This is a genomic window from Paludibacillus litoralis (genome assembly GCF_037646705.1).
Lineage (GTDB): Bacteria > Pseudomonadota > Alphaproteobacteria > Rhodobacterales > Rhodobacteraceae > Pikeienuella > Pikeienuella litoralis.
Genome location: NZ_JBBHER010000004.1, coordinates 220809 through 243078 on the forward strand (window position 1 = coordinate 220809; position 22270 = coordinate 243078).

18 protein-coding genes are annotated in these 22270 nt (G+C 63.7%); 12 read left to right on the forward strand and 6 right to left on the reverse strand.

Annotated elements, in window-relative coordinates:
* The first annotated feature begins 113 nt into the window (after positions 1 to 113).
* From WG921_RS07890 to WG921_RS07900, 3 genes are all read left to right on the forward strand, one after another.
* The gene (locus WG921_RS07890; RefSeq protein WP_340108666.1) at positions 114 to 503 is read left to right on the forward strand and encodes a helix-turn-helix domain-containing protein; all 390 of its coding nucleotides are present in this window, start codon (positions 114 to 116) and stop codon (positions 501 to 503) included.
* 3 nt (positions 504 to 506) lie between these two features.
* Complete coding sequence (locus WG921_RS07895) at positions 507 to 2006, forward strand: DUF1254 domain-containing protein (protein WP_340108667.1); 1500 nt, start codon at positions 507 to 509, stop codon at positions 2004 to 2006.
* A gap of 88 nt (positions 2007 to 2094) precedes the next feature.
* A complete protein-coding gene (locus WG921_RS07900) occupies positions 2095 to 3525 on the forward strand; it encodes a DUF1254 domain-containing protein (protein WP_340108668.1) in 1431 nt (476 codons plus the stop codon).
* Between the two features lie 209 nt (positions 3526 to 3734).
* Here WG921_RS07900 and WG921_RS07905 read toward each other — a convergent pair whose 3' ends face one another.
* Both WG921_RS07905 and WG921_RS07910 read right to left on the reverse strand, forming a co-directional pair.
* Positions 3735 to 4154, reverse strand: a complete 420-nt coding sequence (locus WG921_RS07905) for a DUF2231 domain-containing protein (protein WP_340108669.1) — start codon at positions 4152 to 4154, stop codon at positions 3735 to 3737.
* A gap of 4 nt (positions 4155 to 4158) precedes the next feature.
* Positions 4159 to 4497 carry a hypothetical protein gene (locus WG921_RS07910; protein WP_340108670.1) on the reverse strand — a complete coding sequence of 113 codons (339 nt, stop codon included), beginning with the start codon at positions 4495 to 4497 and terminating at the stop codon, positions 4159 to 4161.
* A 485-nt stretch (positions 4498 to 4982) separates the two neighbouring features.
* On the opposite strand from WG921_RS07910, the gene WG921_RS07915 reads away from it, so the two are divergent.
* The 6 genes from WG921_RS07915 to WG921_RS07940 all read left to right on the forward strand — a co-directional run bounded on the left by WG921_RS07915 (position 4983) and on the right by WG921_RS07940 (position 11953).
* Positions 4983 to 6314 (forward strand): NAD(P)/FAD-dependent oxidoreductase, encoded by a 1332-nt coding sequence (locus WG921_RS07915; RefSeq protein ID WP_340108671.1) that lies wholly within the window; start codon positions 4983 to 4985, stop codon positions 6312 to 6314.
* Positions 6315 to 6393: 79 nt separating this feature from the next.
* Positions 6394 to 8040 (forward strand): peptide ABC transporter substrate-binding protein, encoded by a 1647-nt coding sequence (locus tag WG921_RS07920; protein WP_340108672.1) that lies wholly within the window; start codon positions 6394 to 6396, stop codon positions 8038 to 8040.
* A gap of 59 nt (positions 8041 to 8099) precedes the next feature.
* Positions 8100 to 9050: an ABC transporter permease gene (locus WG921_RS07925; protein WP_340108673.1), complete on the forward strand. Its 951-nt coding sequence runs from the start codon at positions 8100 to 8102 to the stop codon at positions 9048 to 9050.
* A gap of 4 nt (positions 9051 to 9054) precedes the next feature.
* Entirely contained in the window at positions 9055 to 9936 is an 882-nt protein-coding gene (locus WG921_RS07930; RefSeq protein ID WP_340108674.1) for an ABC transporter permease, read from the forward strand.
* Entirely contained in the window at positions 9933 to 10937 is a 1005-nt protein-coding gene (locus tag WG921_RS07935; RefSeq protein ID WP_340108675.1) for an ABC transporter ATP-binding protein, read from the forward strand. Before WG921_RS07930 ends, WG921_RS07935 begins: the two co-directional genes overlap by 4 nt.
* Positions 10934 to 11953, forward strand: a complete 1020-nt coding sequence (locus WG921_RS07940; RefSeq protein WP_340108676.1) for an ABC transporter ATP-binding protein — start codon at positions 10934 to 10936, stop codon at positions 11951 to 11953. The genes WG921_RS07935 and WG921_RS07940 overlap by 4 nt, the downstream gene beginning before the upstream one ends.
* A 142-nt stretch (positions 11954 to 12095) precedes the next feature.
* Here WG921_RS07940 and WG921_RS07945 read toward each other — a convergent pair whose 3' ends face one another.
* The 3 genes from WG921_RS07945 to WG921_RS07955 form a co-directional block, all read right to left on the reverse strand.
* Positions 12096 to 13106, reverse strand: a complete 1011-nt coding sequence (locus tag WG921_RS07945) for a zinc-binding alcohol dehydrogenase family protein (RefSeq protein WP_340108677.1) — start codon at positions 13104 to 13106, stop codon at positions 12096 to 12098.
* A gap of 130 nt (positions 13107 to 13236) precedes the next feature.
* The gene (locus WG921_RS07950; protein ID WP_340108678.1) at positions 13237 to 14022 is read right to left on the reverse strand and encodes an SDR family NAD(P)-dependent oxidoreductase; all 786 of its coding nucleotides are present in this window, start codon (positions 14020 to 14022) and stop codon (positions 13237 to 13239) included.
* A gap of 305 nt (positions 14023 to 14327) precedes the next feature.
* Positions 14328 to 14933 carry a biotin transporter BioY gene (locus WG921_RS07955; RefSeq protein ID WP_340108679.1) on the reverse strand — a complete coding sequence of 202 codons (606 nt, stop codon included), beginning with the start codon at positions 14931 to 14933 and terminating at the stop codon, positions 14328 to 14330.
* A gap of 516 nt (positions 14934 to 15449) precedes the next feature.
* Between WG921_RS07955 and WG921_RS07960 the strand changes: the two genes are divergently transcribed.
* The 3 genes from WG921_RS07960 (at position 15450) to WG921_RS07970 (ending at position 20085) form a co-directional block, all read left to right on the forward strand.
* Positions 15450 to 17534, forward strand: coding sequence for a hypothetical protein (locus WG921_RS07960; RefSeq protein WP_340108680.1), 2085 nt, complete (start codon positions 15450 to 15452; stop codon positions 17532 to 17534).
* A gap of 434 nt (positions 17535 to 17968) precedes the next feature.
* The gene (locus WG921_RS07965) at positions 17969 to 19036 is read left to right on the forward strand and encodes a DUF1214 domain-containing protein (RefSeq protein WP_340108681.1); all 1068 of its coding nucleotides are present in this window, start codon (positions 17969 to 17971) and stop codon (positions 19034 to 19036) included.
* Complete coding sequence (locus WG921_RS07970; RefSeq protein WP_340108682.1) at positions 19033 to 20085, forward strand: DUF1254 domain-containing protein; 1053 nt, start codon at positions 19033 to 19035, stop codon at positions 20083 to 20085. Before WG921_RS07965 ends, WG921_RS07970 begins: the two co-directional genes overlap by 4 nt.
* Before the next feature lie 1035 nt (positions 20086 to 21120).
* Here WG921_RS07970 and recA read toward each other — a convergent pair.
* Positions 21121 to 22203 (reverse strand): recombinase RecA, encoded by a 1083-nt coding sequence (gene recA / locus WG921_RS07975; protein WP_340108683.1) that lies wholly within the window; start codon positions 22201 to 22203, stop codon positions 21121 to 21123.
* Positions 22204 to 22270: the final 67 nt, after the last annotated feature.

Below are 22270 nucleotides of genomic sequence, written 5' to 3' on the forward strand. Positions count from 1 at the left end.
GAGATCATACCCCGAATCGGCCAGCATTGCGATGCGACATCCCTTGATTCCGGTTAGGACAGATGGCCCATCGAACGAAGGATCGCCAACCGGGACTCGCCAGGATCAGGTCCGTGGTCGCCGCGCTCGCCCTGGCTGGCGCAGTCTCGCTCGACATCGCGGCCCGACGTCTCGGGACAAGTCCACGAACGCTGCAGCGCCGACTGAACCGGCGCGGAACAAACTTCTGGGCGCTCGTCGAACAAAGCCGGTTCGAGATTGCCGGGGCGCTGCTGGGCGAGACGGATCTCAAGGTCCAGGAGATCGCGGCCAGAATTGGCTATGGCACGCCGAGCGCCTTCACCCGCGCCTTCACCAGATGGGCCGGCCGCTCGCCAAGCGCCTACAGGAACGCGGCTGTGGGCCAACAGCGCGGCTCATCAGAATGGCGCGAAAAGGGCAGAAGCGCGATGCGCCGTCCGGTAGCGTTCAAGGGTCTTCCAGACTTACCAGAGGAGAATTGAGGGATGATACGCCTGACCGCCGCGAGCGCTTTCGCATTCGCCGTCGCCATGGGGCCCGCGTTCGGACAGGTGTCGCCTGCTGAACTCGACGCGATATCGATCCCCGACAAGGTCGAAACGGCGATCGGCGCGCTTGAATTTTTCGACGGGGTGCCGACCGACGCCACGGTCGCCGCCGTCTACGACAACCTCGACCGCATGCGCGGCATGGAGGTCTTTCTCGACAATGTCGGCGCCGTGTCGATGTACAGCGTGCGCAAGGGGCTGGCCGACGCCGGGGCCGAGGGCGCGAACCGGATCGCGCTCTTCGAGCAGCTGCTGAATTCCCAAACTCTCGTCGTGACAGCCAACACCTCGACGCTCTATGCCTACACCTACACCGATCTCGCCAAGGACGGGCCGACCGTCATCGAGATTCCGCCCGGCATGCTCGGCTTTCTCAATGACGCCTGGCGGCGCTTCGTCGGCAACATGGGCGTCACCGGGCCGGACGAGGGCAAGGGCGGCAAATACCTCGTCGTTCCGCCGGGCTATGCCGGCGACATCCCTGACGGGTATTTCCTGCTGAAGCCGCCCACCAACCGGAACTTCATGTTCCTGCGGGGGTCGATCGCGAAGGGACTGGAGCCCGCGGTGGACAACATCACCTCCACGCTGCGCGTCTATCCGCTGAAGGACGCGGCGAGCCCGGCGGCGACGGAATTCGTCAACATGTCGAACAAGGCCTTCAACACGGTCTTTCCCAGCGATTTCACATATTTCGAGAATCTCGACGCGATCGTCCAGGAAGAGCCGATCGACGCGATCAGCCCGGAGGTGCGCGGCGCGATCGCATCCATCGGCATCGTCAAGGGCCGGCCTTTCGCCCCGGACGACCGGATGAAGACGCTGCTGACAGAGGCGGCCACTCTGGCGGACGCCGCCTCGCGCGCCATCACCTACCACCCCCGCATCGACGGCGTACGGATCTATCCCGACGACCCGAACAGGGTCTGGTCCACGGCCTTCGCGAACAAGAACACCAGCTTCGAAGCCGACGGCGCGATGGGGCTCGACGCGCGCGTGCTATACTACTTCAACGCGGGAGGCGTGACCCCGGCCATGGCCACCAGCCATGTGGGCCAGGGATCGGACTATGCGCTGGCGCTGCTCGACGCCAAAGGGCAAGCGTTCGACGGCGCGAAGACCTACAAGCTCCATCTTCCCAAGGACGTGCCGGTCAACGACTTCTGGGCCGTCACGATCTACGACACCCAGACCCGTTCCCAGCTTCAGACCGGGCAGCCGTTTCCGACCATCGGCAGCCAGACCAGGGGCATGACCGCGAACGCCGACGGCTCCTATGACGTCTACTTCGCGCCCGAAGCTCCCAAGGGCAAGGAAGGCAACTGGGTCCAGACCACGCCTGACAAGAGCTGGTTCACAATCCTGCGCATGTACGGCCCGTTGGAACCCTGGTTCAACAAGACCTGGCGGCCCGGCGAGATCGAGATTGTAAACTGACGCGGTCATTTCCCGCTCGTTTTCAACGTGGTTGGACGAGCGCAACTTGAGGTATTTCATGCTACGGAAACATCTGACATCAAGACTGATGGCGGCCGCCGCTCTCTGCCTTGCGCTGCCCGCGCAAGCGCAGGAGGCGCCAAAACCTGAGGAGATCGCCGCGCAGGCCTATCTTTATGGGCTGCAACAGGCGATTTACTATGGTCAGCGCTGGACCTACACCCAGAACGACGCCAAGGATAATATCGTCTATGCCGGGCTGAACCAGTTTTCCTGGGTGCGCAAGCAGATCACGCCCGACTATCCGGTGGTTACGCCGAATGCGACCACGCTCTACGGCGCCGGCTTTCTTGACCTGCGCGCCGGGCCGGTCGTCATCGAGGCGCCGGAAATCACCGACCGCTATTTCAGCGTCCAGGTCATGGACCAATACGGCATTTTCCGAATGATCGTCGGGTCGCCATTCAATGGCGCACGGGCGCGAAAATATATCCTGGTGCCGCCGGGGTACACCGGCAATATTCCGGCCGATTTTCGGACCACCGAAATCGTGCAATGGCCGGCTCTGACCGCGTATGGCGTCGTGCGGATGGCCGTCGAAACAGGCTCCGAAGCCGAGATCAAGACGATCAACGGCTATCAGGATGAAACCACCATCACGCCCCTGGCCGACTGGCTGGCCAATGGGCGCAAGGGCGTCCCCCAGGCCGACAGAGCGATCGTGAAGGGTGATTTCGCTATTCCCGAAGGTCTGCCCGAATATCAGTTCGGTCAGGTCGACAAACAGACCGCCGAACAATATTTCACCTTGCTCAGCGTCATCTTGAACGATCCGACCATGCCGACGCTCAAGGATTCCATCATGGAAGCCGACATGCTCAAGCAGCTTGAGGCGTTCAACATTGGCAAGGGGCTTACCTTTGACTGGGCCAAGCTGACGACGGAGCGGCAAACGGCGCTGAAAAATGGGTTCAAGGCTGGATTTGACAACGCGCGCAAGGCCCTGAAGACCAACATGATAGACATGAACGGCTGGGGCGTCGTGCGCAATGACGGCGGATTTGAAACCCGCTGGATGGACCGCGCGATCATCGCGGACGCAGCCTGGGCCGCGCCGGACAAGAACATCTCGCATGGCGGCGCGTTCCTGTTCGCGGATTCCGAAGGCAAACCGTTTGACGGCAAGAACAAATACACCCTGACTTTCGACATGAACGATCTGCCGCCGGTCACTCAAGTCTGGTCCATTCCGATCTACAGCGCTGAAGGCTATTTCGTGGCCAATGAGATCAACCGCTACACCGTCAACAGTTTCATGCTGAAATCTGGCGAACTGGTCGCCAAGGACGGCAAGCTGAAGATCTATATTCAAAACGAAAAGCCCGCCGATCCGGATCAGGCGACGAACTGGCTCCCGGCGCCGCCAGAAGGGTTCCGCTTCACCGCGCGGTTTTACGGCCCCTACGCTCCGCTCGTGAACGGAACCTACGACATGCCGAAGGTGGTCAAAGCGCAATAAGCCATCAGGGGTGACTGCGGATGGGGTCTCCAAACCAGGCTATCCCATCCCGGTCTCGCTTGTATGGGCCGCTGGAGTCCTGATCCGACAAATCCCGGCGGCGCGCCGGCCGCGCCTTCTCCGCCCCCTTCCACGAACTCCGCGCCAGAGCGCGTTGGCGGAGGCCGAAGCGCCCGGCATGCGCGGCGCCGCCGGCGGTGAAGGAGAGTTCATTCCGGCCGGTCTCGCCCAACGCCATGGCCGTAAACCAGCCGCCCGGCGAACCACCCGCCGACGAGAAGCGCGATGAACCCGCCCGCATCGAGCAAGAGAGACACCTGATCCGGCGCGACCGGTCGCAGATGATCGAGCCCCAACAGCAGCCGCGCCGCGAAGAATGTGAATGCGGCCAGCATCGCGCTCATATGCGTCCAGGCGTCTCGCATCGGCGCGCCGTCAGGCACGCGCGGCAATTCGACCATGCCGGCCAACATGGCGAGCACAGCGACCGCGCAGCCGACGGCGAGCAGCCCGCCCGACCAGCGCCAGGCCGCCTCTCCCAGCCAGAGGCTTGCGAAATCGGCGGCGACGGCAAGCGACCAGCAGGCGACCGGGAAATGCGCGAACGCGGGATGCAGGGGGTGGCGCATGGCGTCAGATCACCTGGGAGAGAACGGTCAGGAACCCGATCACGGCCACGCCGGCATGGATCACGACGACGGCTTTGGGCGCCAGGCGTTTGCGCAGATGAAACGAGGCGAGGAAGAACCCGCCCAGCGCGGCCACCAGCAAGATCACGAAGCCGATCAGGACGGTCTGCGAGGCCGCCCCCTCGACCAACGCCGCGATCAGCAGAATGAGCCCCAGCGCGCCGAGGCCGGCGTGCAAGAGCGAGACCGTCCACGGCGCGAGTTTGCCTCGCAGCACATGTCCGGCGAGGTAGAGCCCCCCGAGCGCTGCGATTGCGAAGACGATGACGGCGTAGGTTATCATGTCGGTTTCCTTCCGATCGGGGTTGGATGACGACCGACGCCGCGAAGGGCGTCCCCGCCCGTCACCGCCTCGCCCATCATCGCGCTATCTGGCCGTTGGATACGGCGCGCGGCGTTACGTTCCCGAGAAATGCGCGAAATTTCGCAGAGCGGCGTAGAAATCCGCCTCACCGTCAAACGTGGAGACGATGGCCCGGTGGTCATGGCGGCGATCCTGCCGCCGTCGCGCGGAAAACCTGCTTGTCCCCGCCGTTCAAATACCCGGAACCACCTCTTCAGCGCCTTTTGCAGGAAAAATGAGTGTTGGAGAGCGAACGGGCCGGACGCTGGCGCTGGCGGCGACGAAGAGAGATGTGAACAATTTCTTGCAAAGCAGGCGATAGAGTTGATCATGTGGACTGCTTGGTCCTGCTCGCTCCGGAAACTCCGAACGAGGCGCGCCTCGCCGAAGTGCACGCCAATCGCCGGCTGGAGGAGCTTCTCTAAATGCCTGGACCGCGCCCGACCCCCGTACATGGCGATGAAACGCTTCCAAAATCCGTCGACGTCGTTGTGATCGGCGGCGGGATCATCGGCGCGTCCACGGCGCTGGAGCTCGCGGAACGCGGATTGAAGGTCGCGCTCTGCGAAAAGGGCGGGATCGCCCAGGAGCAGTCGAGCCGGAACTGGGGCTGGGTCCGGATCGCCCGCCGCGACCCGCGAGAGGTCCCGCTGATGGCGGAGGCGCTCCGGCTTTGGTCTGGGCTCAGCGAGCGCGTCGGCGCCGACACCGGCTACCGGCGGACGGGCGTCGTCTACATGTGCGACAGTGATGAAGCGGTCTCGAAATATGACAGATGGCGCCAGAACCTGGAGCCCTTTCAGATCAGTTCGCGCATTCTCTCGCCGGCCGATCTCAAGGAGAAGTTTCCTGACGCGGACCTGCCCTATCCGGGCGCGCTCTACACCCCGGAAGATGGCCGCGCGGAGCCGCAAAAGGCGGGGCCGGCCATCGCGGAGGCGGCGCGGGCCGCCGGCGTCGCGATCCTGACGGAGTGCGCGGCGAGAGGGGTCGAGACGTCCGGAGGCGCCGTCTCCGGCGTGGTGACGGAGCGCGGGCGGATCGGCTGTTCGTCGGTCGTGCTCGCGGGGGGCGCATGGTCCAACCTCTTTTGCGGCAATTTCGGGATCGACCTGCCGCAGCTCGGCGTCATCAGCAATGTCCTGCGCACCGAGCCGCTCGAGGGTGGGCCGGAGGAGGCGATCTGGTGCAAGGATTTCGCGATCAGAAAGCGGCAGGACGGCGGCTATACGGTCGCCCGCGGCTCGGGAAACAATGTCGATATCGTGCCGAACTCCTTCCGATACGGCCTCAGGTTCTTTTCCGCCTTCAGGATGCAGCGCCGCGATCTGAGCTTCCGCCTCGGCGCGCAGTTCTTCCATGAGCTCAACCGGCCGAAGAGTTGGACCATGAACGAGACAAGCCCTTTCGAATATGAGCGGGTGCTCGACCCCAAACCTTCGGCGAGAATGTTGAGAGACCTGCTGACCAACGCGGCCAAGAGCTTTCCCGTGTTCAAGGCCGCGAAGGTCGCTCAGGCATGGGGCGGATGCATCGATGTGACGCCGGATGCGATTCCCGTGATTTCCGCGGTCGAGTCCGTGCCGGGCTTTCATATCGCGACGGGCTTTTCCGGCCATGGCTTCGGCATCGGGCCAGGCGCGGGCAAGCTGATGGCGGATATCGTCACAAACGCGACGCCATGCGTCGACCCGAAGGAGTTTCGGTTTTCCCGCTTCACGGACGGAAGCAGGATCGCCCCGATGGAAGGGACTTGAGCGAAAGGGCGCTTCCTGTCGACGTCCGGATCTGGCCGGCCCTGATAAAAACGACAAACACAACAGAGAGGTGCACCCAATGACAAAGAAGATTGAAACGACCCCCGGACTCAACCGGCGAGATGCGATGAAATTCGGCGCGGCGGCGTTCCTGATGTCGAGCGCGGCGAGCCGCGCTTTCGCTGCGAATGAGGCCCCCGCCGGCCAGGTGATCATCGGCTTTTCTCAGGAGCCGACGGTCTTCAACCCGCACATGCTCCATATCGAGGTGGACGACGGCATTCATTGGAATGTGTTCGACCCGCTCTTTAGCGTGCTTTCCAATGGCGAATTCGCCCCCGCCCTGGCGAAGGAGGTGCCGACGGTCGAGAATGGGGGCATCTCCGAGGATGGCCTGAAATGGCGGGTGAAGCTGCGCGAGGGCGTGACCTGGCACGATGGGACGCCCTTCACCGCCGAAGACGTGAAATTTACGCTGGAGCTGACCGTAGACCCCGGGTTCCGTTCAATGCGGCGCACTGGGCATGAACTTGTGCGCAACATCGAAATCGTGTCGGATCATGAGATCACCTGGGAGATGGCGGCGCCTTTCGCTCCCTATCCGGCCATCCTCTCCTGGACGCATATCGTCCCGAAACACGCGTTCGCGAACGAGCCCGACCTGAACGCCGCCGCCTTCAACAACGCCCCGATCGGCACGGGCGCCTACAAATGGGACACACGCGTTCCCGGCGATCATATTCTGCTGAAGGCGAACACCGACTATTGGGGCGAAGGCCCGCACCTGGAGACCGTGGTCTTCAAATACATTCCCGACATGACGGTCATGTACACGCAGTTCAAGACCGGAGATATCGACGTCATTGCGCTCCAAGGCATCGCGCCAGATCGTTTCGAGGAGGCCAAGGCTCTCGACGGTCTCACGGTTGTCGTCGCGCCTTCGGGCACGATTGAATCGTTCTCTCTCAACATGGGCAAACCGCAGTTTCAGGATCCGGCCGTTCGTCTGGCCCTCTATCATGCGATCGACAAGGCTACGATCATCGACGCCATCTACTATGGCGTCCCCAGTCCGACGGAGAGCTACCTCCCGCAGCAGTCGCCCTATTACAATCCGGATTTGTCGAAGCACGAATACTCGCTTGAGAAGGCCAACGCGCTTCTCGACGGCGCCGGCTGGGCTCGCGGCTCCGATGGCGTCCGGGAGAAGGACGGCGTGCGTCTCGCGTTCACGAACTCGACCACCGCAGGCAACCAGAACCGCGAACAGATGCAGCAGTTCGTGCAGCAGGCATTCGGCGAAATCGGCGTCGAAATGACCATCAAGAACCTGCCCCCGGCCGTGATGTGGGGTGAATATTACATGCAGTCTCAATTCGACAGCATCGTTGTCGGCAACACTTTCGTGACCGGCCCGGACCCGGACACGACGAATTACTTCATGTCCACCAAGACCAACGCCAAGGGCGGCTCGGGACAGAACAACTGGCAGATCGACATTCCCGAGGTCGACCAGCTCCTGGAGGAGGGTGGCAAGCTTTTCGTGCCAGCGGAGCGCAAGAAGGTCTATTTCCGAATCCAGGAGGTCATGCGCGAACACCTGCCGCTCCTGCCGATTTTCCAATATGCGAATCTTCGCGGCCACAAGGCGAATCTGGAGGGATATGCGCCAAACGTGAATCTGCGAATCACGACGTGGAACGTGAACGCCTGGAAATGGGCCTGACCGATCGCCAGAGCCGCCCCGCGTCAGCGGGGCGGCGCCAGCAATTCGAGGTGTAAGCCATGCCCCGATTCCTTGCTCATCGCGTGGGCCACAGTCTTGTTCTGCTCGTTCTCGTCTCGATGGTCGGGTTTGCGGTTCTGAACCTCGCGCCGGGTGGGCCGCTTTCGCAGTTCTCCCTGGCCCCGGGCATGAGCCAGGCGGACCTTGACCGCATCGCCGCGCAGATGGGCCTCGATCGCCCGCTCGCCGTTCAATATCTCGATTGGTTCTGGCGCCTTTTCATCGGAGACTGGGGCGAGAGCTTCCGCGACGGCGCGCCGGTGCTGAAGGTCATCGGCCGGCACTTGTTCGCGACGATGTTGCTGATGCTGAGCTCCACCGTCATCTCGATCGGGTTCGGCACGCTCGTCGGCGTCATCGGGGCGACGCGGCGCTATTCGCTTTTCGATTACACCGCGACCGTGCTGGCGATGATCGCTCTCTCGATCCCGACATTCTGGTTCGGCCTCGTCGCGATCTACGTTTTCGCGCTGGAGCTCGGCTGGCTTCCCGCCGGCAACATGTACGCGATCGGCGACGGCTCGGTGGCGGATTACGCCATCCATCTGATCATGCCGTCGATCGTCCTTGCTCTTGTGAATGTCGCGATCTGGTCGCGCTATATGCGCTCCTCCATGCTCGATGTGATCGATCAGGATTATATCCGGACGGCCCGCGCCAAAGGGCTGACGCGGAGACGGGTGCTTTACGGCCATGTGATCCGCAATGCGCTGATCCCGATGATCACGCTGGCCGGAATCCAGCTGCCGACGCTGCTTTCCGGCGCGCTGGTGACGGAGACGGTGTTTACCTGGCCGGGCATGGGCCGGCTCTTTCTCGATAGTCTCGGCTATCAGGATTACCCCGTCGTGATGGGCATTCTGATGTTTTCGGCGATCCTCGTCCTGATCGGAAATCTGGTGGCGGATATTCTCGTCGCCATCGCCGATCCGCGCGTCAGGCTGGAGTGACGTCATGACCGCAATCTTCGAGGTCGACACGCCGGAGCCGCGTTGGTGGCGCGCGCGGGCGGCGCGAAGGTTCTTCCGTCACAAGCTCGCGGTCACCGGCCTCGTGATGATCATCGTCCTCGTTTTCGCCTGTGTCGCCGGACCGCACCTTCTGCCTTTCGACATGCTCTATATCGACCTGAGAGCGCGGTTCTCGCCGCCGCTGACGGGCGAGCATTACCTCGGGACGGATCCGCTTGGGCGTGATCTCGCCGCGCGGCTGCTGATGGCGGGGCGGATCTCGCTTCTGGTCGGCTTCGCGTCGATGGTGCTTTCCACGCTGATCGGCACGATCATCGGCGTCGTCGCAGGCTATTTCGGAGGATGGCTCGGGACGGCGCTGATGCGCTTCACGGATTCCTTTCTCTGCTTCCCGCAGATTTTCCTCCTGCTCGCTCTCGCCGCCTTCATCGAGCCGAGCGCGGTGATGATCACGATCATCATCGCGATCACGAGTTGGATGGAGATCGCCCGTATCGTTGCGGCCGAGGTTCGCTCGCTCCGCGAGCGCGACTTCATCGCCGCCGCGCGGATGAGCGGCGCCTCCGCCATGTGGATCATGTTCCGGGAGCTTCTGCCGAACGCGGCGGGATCGATCATCGTCGCCGCCACGCTGACTGTCGCCCGCGCGATCCTGATCGAGGCCTATGTGAGCTTCCTCGGCTACGGCATTCAGCCGCCTCTGCCGAGCTGGGGAAACATGCTGAACAACGCGCAGCAATATCTGGATACCGCGCCCTGGCTCGCCATTGTGCCGGGCATCGCGATCACCGCTGCGGTGACCGGGTTCAATTTCATCGGCGACGGCCTCCGCGACGCGCTGGACGCAAGGAGCGACCCGCGATGAGCATCCGACTTTCGGTCCGGGATCTCGGCGTCGCGTTTCGCGGCGCGGAAGGGCCCATTCAGGTCGTCCACGAGGTTTCCTTCAACATCAGCGACGGCGAGACCCTCGCCGTCGTGGGCGAGAGCGGCTCGGGCAAGTCGGTCACCAGTCTCGCGCTGATGCGCCTTCTGCCGTCGGCGCCGCGCACGATCCTCTCCGGCGAAGCGATTCTCCGGGATGGCGAAGGTCTCGACCTGATCACGCTTCCCGAGCGGCGGGTGCGCCGGCTACGCGGGAACCGGATCGCGATGATCTTTCAGGAGCCGCTGACATCGCTCAACCCCGTCTACCGGGTCGGCGCCCAGATCATCGAATCGATCCGAAGCCATCGCAACGTATCGAGGGCGCAGGCCTTCAAGCGCGCTCTGGAGCTTCTGGAGCAGGTCGGCATTCCGGAACCTGAAAAGCGGTTGCAAAGTTATCCGCATGAACTTTCAGGCGGCATGCGCCAGCGGGTGATGATCGCCATCGCCCTCGCGCTCGAGCCCGAAGTGTTGATCGCGGATGAGCCGACGACGGCGCTCGACGTCACCGTGCAGGCGCAGATCCTCGAGCTTCTGCGTGAAATCCAGGACCGCACGGGCATGGCCATGCTTTTCATCACGCATAACTTCGGCGTCGTCGCCGAGATCGCCGACCGGACCATGGTCATGTACGCCGGCCGGATCGTGGAGGAAGGCGCGGTCGCGGAAGTGCTTGAGCGTCCGCTGATGCCGTATACGAGCGGGCTGATGCGCTCCGTCCCGCGGCTGGCGTCCGCAGGCCGGCCTGACGTCGCGCTCGCGACGATCGAAGGTTTCGTGCCGGACCCGGCGCGCATGCCGTCGGGCTGCGCCTTTCACCCGCGCTGCCGACACCACAAGCCCGGGCTGTGCGATGTCGGCGCGCCAGAGCTTGAAACGGCCAGCGGAGGGCATCGCCTGCGGTGCAAGCGCTGGCGTGAACTGGGCGCCGCGCCATGACCGCCCCGTTGATCAGGACCATCGGGCTGAAGCAGCATTTCGGGCTCGGCCGGGGCTTCTTCGCGGGCTCGGGTGATGTGGTGCGCGCGGTCGACGACATCTCAATCGAGATCGCCCGCGGCGAGGTGCTCGGCCTCGTCGGCGAGAGCGGGTCCGGAAAGTCCACGCTCGGCCGCGCGATCATGGCGCTTCAGCCGCCGACCGCCGGGGAGATGTATTTCGACGGAACCGATCTTGCGGCGCTGAAGCAGTCCGAGCTGCACCCGTATCGGCGGCGCATGCAGATGATCTTTCAGGATCCGTTCAGCAGCCTCAATCCGCGGATGACCATCTCGCAGACGCTGACCATGCCGCTGCGCTTCAACATGCGGGAGCTTTCCGTCGGACAGCGGGTCGATCGGGCCGCCGAAGGGTTGGAGCGCGTGGGTTTGCCGCGCGCCTATCTTTCGCGCTATCCGCATGAATTCTCCGGCGGGCAGCGTCAGCGCATCGGTATTGCGCGGGCCTTGATGGTGGAGCCTGACTTTCTGATGGCCGATGAGGCGGTCTCCGCCCTCGACGTCTCGGTGCAGGCGCAGGTCCTGAACCTCTTGACCGAGATCCGGCGGGAGATGAACCTCACGATGCTCTTCGTTTCTCACGATCTCGCCGTCGTCGGCCACGTGTCCGACCGGGTGGCGGTGATGTATCTCGGTCAGATCATGGAAATCGCGCCGACGCGCACGCTCTTTGCGACCCCCCGTCACCCCTATACGGAAGCGCTGCTCTCCGCGGCTCCCGAACCGATACCGGGCCGGGCGGCCAACCGGATCGTGCTCGAAGGCGACATTCCGAGCCCGGTCAACCCCCCTTCCGGATGTGTGTTCCGAACCCGGTGCCGCTACGCATTGCCAGAATGCGCGAACGCGCGCCCGGCGCTCCGCAAAAGGGGCGAGGGAGTTGTCGCGGCCTGTATCCGTGACGATCTCGCGCTTACGCCCGCGCCGGGAATGGAGCCACGGAAAGTCTCTGAATGACCGCGTTCTCGCTCTGGTTCGCCGACACCGGATTCGTCCGCGTCGGAAGAGGAGATTGAGGCGGATCTCTGCGTCGTCGGCGCCCGCCCTGGCTGATCGGCGGGGGCGATCATATTCAGATCGCCCCCGCGCGGGAGAAAGGTCAGAACCCTTCGACGACGACCTTTCCCCTGGCCGATCCCGTCTCCACCAGTCGATGGGCCTCCCGCATGGTCTCGGCGTTGATCGGCCTCAACACGGTGTCGAGCGTCGTTCGGATGCGGCCGGCGTCGATCTCATCCGCGACATAGGACAGGAGCCTGTGCTGTTCGATCATGTCGGGCGTCTGGTGCATGGCGCGGGCGAACATGAACTCCCAATGCAGCGAGGCCGCCTTGGACTTCATTCCCTCCATCGGCATCGGCAGGTTGGTGTCGTCGATGGACACGATCCCGCCTTGCGGCCGAACCAGCTCGACCGCGGTCTCCCAGTGCCGCATGTCGTTGAAGATCGCGACATGGTCGACATGGCGCATCCCGAGGGCGCGGACCTGCGCGACCATGTCCTCGCGGTGATTGACCACGTGGTCCGCCCCCAGCGACGTCACCCATTCGGTCGTCTCGGGGCGCGAGGCGGTGGCGATGACGGTGAGCCCCGCCGCTTTGGCGAGCTGGATCGCGATTGAGCCGACCCCGCCTCCGGCGCCGATGATCAGGACGCTCTGGCCCTTGCTCCCGCCGTCGCGGTCAATTCCGAGCCTGTCGAAGAACGCCTCATAGGCGGTGATGGTCGTCAGCGGCAGCGCCGCGGCCTCGGCGAAGCTCAGGCTTTTGGGCTTTCCGCCGACAATACGTTCGTCGACCAGCTGGAACTCGGCGTTCGAGCCTGAACGGGTGATGTCGCCCGCGTAATAGACCTCATCGCCAGGCGCGAAGAGCGTGACGTCCGGGCCCACGGCCTCGACCACGCCGGCGGCGTCCCAGCCGAGCACGCGCGGCTCGTCCTCGACCCCATCCTTGGGCGCGCGGACCTTGGTGTCCACCGGATTCACCGAAACCGCCTTCACGGCGACGAGAATGTCTCGCCCCTTTGGCTCAGGTTTCGGGAGGTCCACGTCGAGAAACGCATCTGGATCGTCGACGGGCAGATAGTGGGTGAGTGCGACGGCTTTCATGGAATTTTCCTTTTAGAAATGGGCTTGCGTACTCGCGGACGTTGGGGCCGCCAGCGGAATGGCGCGCGGCTCGTCAGATTTGCGCTGTTCTGCGCGGAGCGGGGGATGCGGAGGGGGGCCGACCGCCTTCCTACGGCCGGGCCAGCAGCGCCTCCATCGCATCTACGACCTCGCGCGCCTTCGCGTTATCGAGCGCATCCGGATGGGGCTGGCCAAACCGGCCGGCGTCATTGTCGAAATACTTTCCGGACGCGGCTGCGAACTCGTCCGAGAACGCGGCGCGGACCAGAATATCAGCGCCTATTCCAATGTCGTTCCCCGCGACGCCAAAGCCCTCCTTCACCATCTTGCTGGCGAGGAGCGAGCCCGGATTGACGGCCACGATGACTTGGCCGCCCGCGAGGTCGGCCGCCAAGACGCGGGACCACATGGTGATGGCCAGCTTGCTCTGTGCGTAGGCCTCCATGTCGGAGAGCCGCGTCCGGCCTTCGAGCGCGTCGATGCTCACCGGCGCCTGGGCGGCGGAGGACAGATTGACGACGCGCCCGTCGGCGCGCATCGTCGGCAGCAAACGGCGGGTCAGCACATAGGGCGCGAGCGTGTTGACGACAAAACGCGTGTCGAGACCGTCAGGCGTGACCGGCTCCGGCGTCTTGTAGACGCCGGCATTGTTGATGAGGACGTCAAGCGCCGGGTGATCCGAGGCGACCGCTTCGGCAAGCGCTTCCACCTCGGCGATCCTCGACAGATCGGCGAGATAGCGGCCGGCCTCGGCGCCGACCGAACGCGCAGCCGTCTCGAGCCTGTCGGAGCTCCGACCGTGCAAGAGCACCCGATGCCCCTTGGCGGCGAGGATCTTCGCGGTCGCGAGGCCAATCCCGTCGGTCGAGCCGGTGATCAGAATGGTCTTGGTCATGTCCGCGACTCCCGTTTCCTCTTCAGTATAGCACGGGGGCCAAACTCTCGGGGCTCATGCGCGGGACCTCCGCCGCGTCGTCCTCCGCCAGGTCGAGCGCGCCGCGCGCGACCGGAATCGAGTCCCCCGCCGCCGCGCTCAAGGAGCCATCGGCGCGCCCAGGCGGGAGGACTTCACCTATGAACAGGCGCCGTCATTCGCTGCTGGCCTGCGACAGCCCACTCTATCGCCAGGGCCGCCCTGAACGAGAGACGCGCCCGGAGAGGCTCTCCGGGCGCGCTTTCGCCGCGAGATGCGGCAACGCCTCAGACGCGCCCGCCAATCAGCCGCCAGATCAGCGGAAAGCCGACCGCCGCCAGCGCGAGCTTCATCGCGTCGATCCAGATGAAGGGAAAGACGCCGAACGCGATCGCCTTCTCAAGGCCAACTCCGCTGAGGTCGGCGCCGAAGGCGGTGAGCGGGAAGCCGTAGGCGAGCCAGAAAACACCCGGCAGGAACAGCGCCGCGATCCCGATCGCCATCGCGGCGGTCGCGGTCAGCACATTGCGGTCCCAGCCCCGCTCGGCCAGCCATCCGGTCACGGCCGCCGCGGCCACGAAGCCGACGAGATATCCGCCGGTCGGCCCGAACATGTAGGCGAGCCCGATTCCCAGTTCCGGCGTCCCCGCGAAAACCGGCTGCCCCGCCGCGCCGAGCGCGAGATAGGCGATCATCGTCGCCGCGCCCATCCGCGCGCCATAGGCCATGCCGATGGCGATGACGACGAGTGTCTGCATGGTCACCGGCACCGGGATCGTCGTCACCCTGATCTTCGCCGAAATCCACATCAGAGCGACGCCAAGCGCCACCATGCCGGCGCGTTTCAGCCAGGGATTTACTTTTCCTAATGTTAACACTCGGTCTGTCAGCACTCGTCCCGTCATTACAAATCGTCCTCATCTTGGGTGATTGACCGCGCCGCGGAATTGCGACGCGCCCCCATGGTCGCCAAGTTTCCGCCGCGGCGCAACATCAAACCGCCATAGCGCACGCGGCCACAGGCGCGCCAATTGCTCGGATTCGAGCTCGCGCCTGGATCGCCCAGGGTCATTCGGCATGGCGCATCGCCGTGCGAAAGCAAGTCCTGGAGATCCGGAACGCCCAGCCAGCGCCGGTGGCGCAGGGGCCCGCGCCATCCCGGACCGCCGAAATCATCACGGCGCCAAACCCGAGGCGCCGACACACACCACCTCCTTCGCCAAGCCGGGCCGCTAGAAAGCGCCAAACCATATCAGGACGCTTGATCGAGGCGCACATCTCAGGCAGCGTGCACGTTAACGCTTTCCACTTGAAAATGTCGGTTGAGGCGTTTCTCAGCCGCTCGGGAGCCGCGGCGCGAGGCGCTGACGCCTTCCACCCAAGCAGGGATGGGCGGAAGGATCGAGATCGTGAAGCTCCCCGTGATGCAAACCGTGAAATGCGCAGCCCTCGCCGTTTCGGCCGCGCTCATGTCGTTATCCGCCTCCGCCGCCGATCGTATCCAAGGGCGGGTCGAGGCCGGCGGCGCGCCGATCTCCGGGGCGGACGTGACCCTGTGGCTGGCGGGGCCAGGCGCCCCGCAGAAGCTCGCCGAGGCGAAGACGGACGCCGATGGCGGCTACGATCTGGCGCTCGCCGGCGATGGCGGCGGCGGCGTGCTTTACCTCATCGCCAAAGGCGGTGAGGCGAAGCTCGCGGCGAGCAAGGGGCCAAACTCGGCCATCACCCTGATGGCCACGTTGGGGACCGAACCGCCGGCGCGCGTGACCGTCAACGAGTTCACCACCGTGGCCTCCGCATGGACCGGAGCGCAGTTTCTGAACGGCGCCGCGCTGAGCGGCGATGCGCTTGGATTGCGGATCGCCGCCGGAAACGCGCCGAATCTCGTCAATCTCGAAACCGGCGGCCTCGGGTCGGTCATTCTGGACCCGCTGAACGGGCCGCAGACCACCACGCTGGCCAAGCTGAACACGCTCGGCCTTCTGCTCTCCGCCTGCGTCACGGCGCTCCCGGACGCGTGCGACAAGCTTTTCGACGCGGCGACGCCGCCGGGCGGAGCCGCGCCGGCCGACACGCTGTCCGCGGCGCAAAACATCGCCCGCCACCCATGGAGCCAGGCGGACAAGATCTTCGGATTGCTGGACGAATTGTATCCCGTCCCCGCCGGGAAGCGCTACCGCGACGTGGCGCTCATCCCTTACCTCACCTTCGCCCCCAGCGCCTGGACCCTGTCGCTGGTCTACGCGGGGGGCGGCTATTCCGGGGTCGGCGGCATCGCCATCGACGGCGAGGGCGCCATGTGGTCCAACAACAACTTCATGGTCGGGTCGCAAACCACGATTTTCGAGCAGTTTGGCGGCGGCGTCTCGAAGTTCGCGCCGAACGGCCGGCCGCTCTCGCCGCCGATCACGGGCTATCTTGGCGGCGGCGTCGACAGCGCCGGTTGGGGCGTCGCCATCTCCGCCGACGACAAGGTCTGGGTCACCAGCCTGATCGGCAGCACCATTTCCGTATTCGACCGAAAGACCGGAAAACCGCTTTCGCCGGAGGCCGGTTACAATTTCGGCGGCAAGCTGGGCCAGATGCAGGGCGTCATCGTCACCCCGAACGGCGACGTGTGGGCGCTCGACAATGGCCACGATCAGATCGTTCACCTGCCCCAGGGGGACGCCGCGAAAGGCCGCATCCTCGGGCGAACCGTGGACGGCGAGCCCGTCGATGGCGCCCTCAAGGTCAAGGCGCCCTTCGGCTTGGCCATTGATCAGCAGGACCGGATCTGGGTCACCAATAGCGGCTCCAACACCGTGACCCGCTTTCCCGCCAGCGACCCGGGCGCCGCCGTGGAGTTCGAGGTCGGCTACAGCCCGCACGCCATCGCCATCGACAGCAAGGGCAACGCCTGGGTCGCCAACTCCATCGGCCACCCCGGCGCGATGGAGAAACTGGCGTTCATCAAGGAAAAGCTCAAAGCGAAAGTCGGGAGTCTGGAAGGCTCGATGTCGGACGAAGAACGCGCCGCCAAGGGGTGGATCGATCTCTTCAGCATCGCGGACAGATACCCTGGGGGCGATGTGTCGATGATCCGGGCTGACGGCGCGGTCCTCGGCCCCTTCGACGCCGGCAAGAGCATGAACGGGGCCTGGGGCGTCTCCATTGACGGCGACGACAATGTCTGGATCTCGAACTCCATGAGCCACACCGTCACCCAGCTATGCGGCGTGCGCACCGAGACCTGCCCGCCGGGCCTCGCGACAGGCGATCCGATTTCGCCCTCGGGCGGTTATATCGGCGGCCTGCAAACCGTCACCGGCATCGCTCTCAACCCCGCCGGCGACGTCTGGGTGGCCAACAGCTGGAACCAGACGGATGTCGGCTTCAGCGAAGCGCCGGACGAGGCGCTGTCCACCCGCTTCGCCGCCAACAGCACGGTGGTTTTCTTCGGGCTGGCCAAACCCGTGGGCACGCCGCTGATCGGACCGGCGAAGGCGCAATAGTTCGTCGCGGAGATGGGCCATCCGATACCGGCCGATGGCCCGCCGGCTTACCCCTGAGCTCCCTCGAAATCAGGGCGCAGGCGCGAGCCGCGATGTTCAGGCCGTTGGCCCGCGCCGAGCAGGAGATCAGAGCAGTCGAATCGCAGGCGGCGCAAGCGGCTGTCGATCTCGTCCTTCTCCCGGACGCCGACGGGAGAGGCGAGCGGATCCTTGGGCTCATGCGGCGGTTGTCGGAGAAGCTCAAGCCTCGCCAGATCCTGTCTCAAAGATGAGGAATAGCTCAAGAGCGCCCTTTTCAGCGGCCCGGAAAAGCGCTCAGGACGGGCGGCGGTCTTCACCCTGACGCGATTCAGGTCATGCTGTTATCTGTTTCATTCAACTCATTGAAAGTGTTAATTTCGCTGCATAACTACGCCAATTTGTAGGACGATAAAATGAAAACGAAAAACAACCTCACGCGCTGGATTTTGGGAGCGTGCGTGGCTGGACTGTCAATTTCGAGCGCAGTCCCGGTGAGCGCGCTTGATACGGTCGAGAGCTACATTCGCGAGTATCCGAACCAACAGCAGGTTCATATGATGAAGGCCTGGCTCAAGGATAACAAACCGGGAACTTTCACCTTTACGGGCCTCGTCGATCCCACCGATCACACGGTGATCACGCCTCAGGCGACGGTGGACTACGGCTACAACTGGTTCAGCCTGTCTGACGGGCCCGCGGTGCTGAGCACCCCGAAATATGAAAAGTTCTTCTCGGTCTCGGTCTTCGACATGAAGCACAATGTGCCGGCGGTGCTCGTCAATCCGGACAAGCCGATATTATTGACCAGACCAGGCTTTGCGCGGCCCGACGGCGATTATCACGTTGTCGAGTTGGAAACCGATCAGGGTGTGATCCTCACCCGCATGGTCGTGGTGAAAAACCTCGATGAGGTTACGGCCCTATCGAAAAAGATCGTGATGACGGGCGGCGATGGCGACATGGACCGCCCTGTCCAGCGCTTTTCAGAGCCAATCCGAAAGGCGGGCGAGCATGTCATCAAGGCGATGGTCGAGGTCGTCAACCCGGACACTGTTTTTGGCGAGAGAAGCGGCGACGTGGGAGACCTCAACCTCGCCGCAGGAGTGATGCAGGGTCAGCTCGGCACTCCGCCCCAGACGGTGCGCTACGCGCTGACGCTGGCCGACGATTCCGGGGCGCCCCTGAAAGGCGACGCGACCTATGAAGTCACCGTCCCGGCGGGTATCGTCAAGGATAGCGGATACTTCTCCGTCACGGTCTATGGCGCTGACGACAAGTTCCTGATCCCGAACAAGCTGAAGCAATACGACAGAACAACCTATGACGCCAAGGCGAATGCGGACGGAACTTACACTGTGACGCTCTCGCCGGACGGAGGTGGACAGAACGGAATTCCGACAGGCAAGGATTTTTACATGATCACCCGCGCCTACGTTCCTGTGCCCGGCGCCGCCATTCAGCCGAAAGTTGAAAAGAAATGAAATCCCTCCTCTTAGCCGCGGTATTCGCCGGAGTCGCCAGCGTGGCCGCCGCCGAAATTCCGGACATCGACAGCTCGAAATGGGCCGCCGATCCGAGGGCGCACGGTATGAGCCCCGCCGAATACATCAACGCGGAAAGCCGCTCGTTTTTCGCGGATTTCCTTGGCCGAGCGAGCGTGAACGAGTTCTTCCATTTTCGGGGGTTGACCAAGGCGGCCGACCATTGGGTGGTGTCGCCCAATCTCGACACGATCTATTCGATCGCCGTGGTGAACGCGAAGGACGGATTCACGCTGGAGGTGCCGGAGGTGGGAGACCGATTCGTTTCCATCCAGATCATCACCGAGGACCACATGACGCCATTCTATCTCTATGGCGGCGGCACGCATGTTTTTAAGGCCAGTGACTTTGCGACCGATTTTGTCGGAGTTGGCGTTCGTATGGGAACTAACGGCAAATCGGATGATGTAGCGAAGATAACGAAAGAATTTCAGCCGAAATACAAGATAACCGGCGCAGCGACAGTCGGCGAACTTCCTGAATTCGACAAGGAAAAGCTCAAGACGGTGCGCGCGGCTCTCCTGGTCGAGTATTCCAAACTCCCCAACTCGTTTGGCGCGATGGTGAAGCATGTTAAAGATGTCAAGGATTGGGAGTATTTCACTTATGTCACAGCCGGGGCCTGGGGCCTCTCGGCCGACGAGAACGCCATGTACGCCGCCGGCGGCCCTGAAGACGCAAAGGGCGGCAAGTGCTACACGGCGACATTCCCTGCTGTTTCGGTCAAAGCGTTCTTTTCACTCACGATGTATGGACCCGAAAAATATCTGATGACCGATAAAGATAACATCGTGAGTTCAAGCCGCGGTGTAACCTCCAACGAGGACGGCTCTTTCAAGGTCGCCTTCGGCGCAGAGGAATGCCGCGGCCTGGCGCCCAATTACGCCGCGACCCCCGATGATGGCTGGAGCTTCCTGCTTCGCGCCTACCGCCCTGACGTTGGAGCCTTCAAGGCGTACAAGATGCCCAGCATCACGCCCGCCAGCTAAGACTATCCGGCGACGCCGCCGGGTCATGTCGGGAGTTCCATTTTCCACTGTTCTCCACATCAGCGTCGTGAGCCGTGACAGGAGGTGTGCGATGGCGGCCGCGATCATGGTGCGGAAGAGTCTTGACGTCCGGCATTGCGCCCACCGGCCCGGAAAACGCGGCTGGCGGCGCAGGTCGGCGGCGCAACGCCTCGGATCGTCCGCGACACGCCGCCCCGCAATGTTTGCCTGCAAACGCGAAAGCGGCCCGGCCTCGCGGTCAAACTGGGGCCTGATCATTCTGACCGTCGCATCCCCCGAGGGCGTGCGCCGGATCACCTGCGCCGCGCAGCGATAGGAGGCGCCAGGCTCGAAGTCGCGCCGGGCGGCGCGCGCCCGCGGCCATATCCCGAATGACGCCGCCTCCACGAAATTGCCATGTCTGGGTCCCGATCGGGCGGCGGAGGCGTGGAGCCACGCATCACGCGAGTGGACCGAGGCCAAAATCCGATTCGCCGTCATGTTCGGCGCGAAGCTCGTCAGCCGGGGACGAGAACCGACCCCGCACGGAAACCATCGGACAGTTCCCCACCTTGAGATCATAGAGTCCACTATCCATGAGGGTGCGCAAAAATGTAAAATTCGGCCCGGACCATCTCATCTCGGCCCCGGACAGTCCGACAGTCTCGCGCGGCCGACCGCGTTGACTGCGCCAGCGATTTTAGCCGCAGGCGACACGACGCGCCCCCTCGCGCGCATTCGGACGGGCTGCGACCGGCCACGCGCCGCATATCGGCCCCGGCCCCGGGCTTCCCCAACTCATTGCGCCGCCGTCGGCTCTCCGGAAGCCTCGCCCGCATTCGGCGTGAATTCCGGGCGCGCCACCTTCGCAGATCAGGCTGACCCCGCTGCGAACATCGGCTTCAGCGCAACGGACAGGGAAAGCGTTACGCTGTGCGGCTCCCCACCCCGTCTCACTCTCCGGAGGACGCGGGGTGGGGAGCCTCTCCTCAATGAGGGCTTCGCTGCGGAGAACGCCGATCTCACCCCGGCGACTCAGGCCTCCAGCACATCATCTCCGAGCGGAGCGTCCGGCTCTCCCGTCGCCATCGCCAGATTCAATCCATGCGCGGCCCGAATCCGCCCCTCGATCGCCTGAGCGATGTCCGGGTTGTCTCTCATGAACTGCTTGGCGTTCTCGCGGCCCTGGCCGATCCGTTCGTCTCCATAGGAGAACCAGGAGCCGGATTTCTCGACCACCCCGGCCTTGACGCCAAGATCGATCAGTTCGCCAACCTTGGAGATGCCTTCGCCATACATGATATCGAACTCGGCCTGTCTGAACGGCGGCGCGACCTTGTTTTTCACCACCTTCACCCGCGTCGCGTTGCCAACGACCTCGTCACGGTCCTTGATCGCGCCGATCCGCCGGATATCCAGCCGAACGGAGGCGTAGAATTTCAGCGCGTTGCCGCCAGTCGTCGTCTCCGGGCTGCCGAACATCACGCCGATCTTCATGCGGATCTGGTTGATAAAGATCACCATGCACTTGGAGCGGGAGATGGAGCCGGTGAGCTTGCGCATCGCCTGACTCATCAGCCGGGCGTGGACCCCGACCGAGCTGTCGCCCATATCGCCTTCAAGCTCCGAGCGGGGAGTCAGCGCCGCCACGGAATCGACCACGACGACGGACACCGCGCCCGACCGCACCAGCGTATCGGTGATCTCCAGCGCCTGCTCTCCGGCGTCGGGTTGCGAGATCAGCAATTCGTCGATGTCGACGCCCAGCTTCCGCGCATAACCCGGATCGAGCGCATGCTCCGCGTCGACAAAGGCGCAGACGCCGCCATTCTTCTGCTCTTCAGCGATGACATGCAGCGCCAGCGTGGTTTTCCCAGAACTTTCGGGGCCGTAAATCTCGATGATCCGCCCCTTTGGCAGGCCGCCGATGCCGAGACCGATATCCAGACCGAGCGAGCCGGTGGAGATCGCGGCGACATCCATCACCGCCTCCCTTTGGCCGAGCTTCATGATCGAGCCCTTGCCAAAGCTCCGCTCGATCTGGGCCAAAGCCGATTCAAGCGCCTTCGCCTTGTCCATCTCTTTTTTCTCCGCCAACTTCAGTATCGTGCTCGACATTGCGGATTCCCCTTCCGAGTGCAACCGACAGGATCGTGGGCGCCACATGTTTGTGTAGCACCTTAGC

What these genes read in the sequence shown, in the direction of transcription:
- WG921_RS07895 (WP_340108667.1), top strand. Translation starts at nt 507, where the DNA reads ATGATACGCCTGACCGCCGCGAGCGCTTTCGCATTCGCCGTCGCCATG.
- WG921_RS07900 (WP_340108668.1), top strand. Translation starts at nt 2,095, where the DNA reads ATGGCGGCCGCCGCTCTCTGCCTTGCGCTGCCCGCGCAAGCGCAGGAG.
- WG921_RS07905 (WP_340108669.1), bottom strand. Translation starts at nt 4,154, where the DNA reads ATGCGCCACCCCCTGCATCCCGCGTTCGCGCATTTCCCGGTCGCCTGC.
- WG921_RS07910 (WP_340108670.1), bottom strand. Translation starts at nt 4,497, where the DNA reads ATGATAACCTACGCCGTCATCGTCTTCGCAATCGCAGCGCTCGGGGGG.
- WG921_RS07915 (WP_340108671.1), top strand. Translation starts at nt 4,983, where the DNA reads ATGCCTGGACCGCGCCCGACCCCCGTACATGGCGATGAAACGCTTCCA.
- WG921_RS07920 (WP_340108672.1), top strand. Translation starts at nt 6,394, where the DNA reads ATGACAAAGAAGATTGAAACGACCCCCGGACTCAACCGGCGAGATGCG.
- WG921_RS07925 (WP_340108673.1), top strand. Translation starts at nt 8,100, where the DNA reads ATGCCCCGATTCCTTGCTCATCGCGTGGGCCACAGTCTTGTTCTGCTC.
- WG921_RS07930 (WP_340108674.1), top strand. Translation starts at nt 9,055, where the DNA reads ATGACCGCAATCTTCGAGGTCGACACGCCGGAGCCGCGTTGGTGGCGC.
- WG921_RS07935 (WP_340108675.1), top strand. Translation starts at nt 9,933, where the DNA reads ATGAGCATCCGACTTTCGGTCCGGGATCTCGGCGTCGCGTTTCGCGGC.
- WG921_RS07940 (WP_340108676.1), top strand. Translation starts at nt 10,934, where the DNA reads ATGACCGCCCCGTTGATCAGGACCATCGGGCTGAAGCAGCATTTCGGG.
- WG921_RS07945 (WP_340108677.1), bottom strand. Translation starts at nt 13,106, where the DNA reads ATGAAAGCCGTCGCACTCACCCACTATCTGCCCGTCGACGATCCAGAT.
- WG921_RS07950 (WP_340108678.1), bottom strand. Translation starts at nt 14,022, where the DNA reads ATGACCAAGACCATTCTGATCACCGGCTCGACCGACGGGATTGGCCTC.
- WG921_RS07965 (WP_340108681.1), top strand. Translation starts at nt 17,969, where the DNA reads ATGAAAACGAAAAACAACCTCACGCGCTGGATTTTGGGAGCGTGCGTG.
- WG921_RS07970 (WP_340108682.1), top strand. Translation starts at nt 19,033, where the DNA reads ATGAAATCCCTCCTCTTAGCCGCGGTATTCGCCGGAGTCGCCAGCGTG.
- recA (WP_340108683.1), bottom strand. Translation starts at nt 22,203, where the DNA reads ATGTCGAGCACGATACTGAAGTTGGCGGAGAAAAAAGAGATGGACAAG.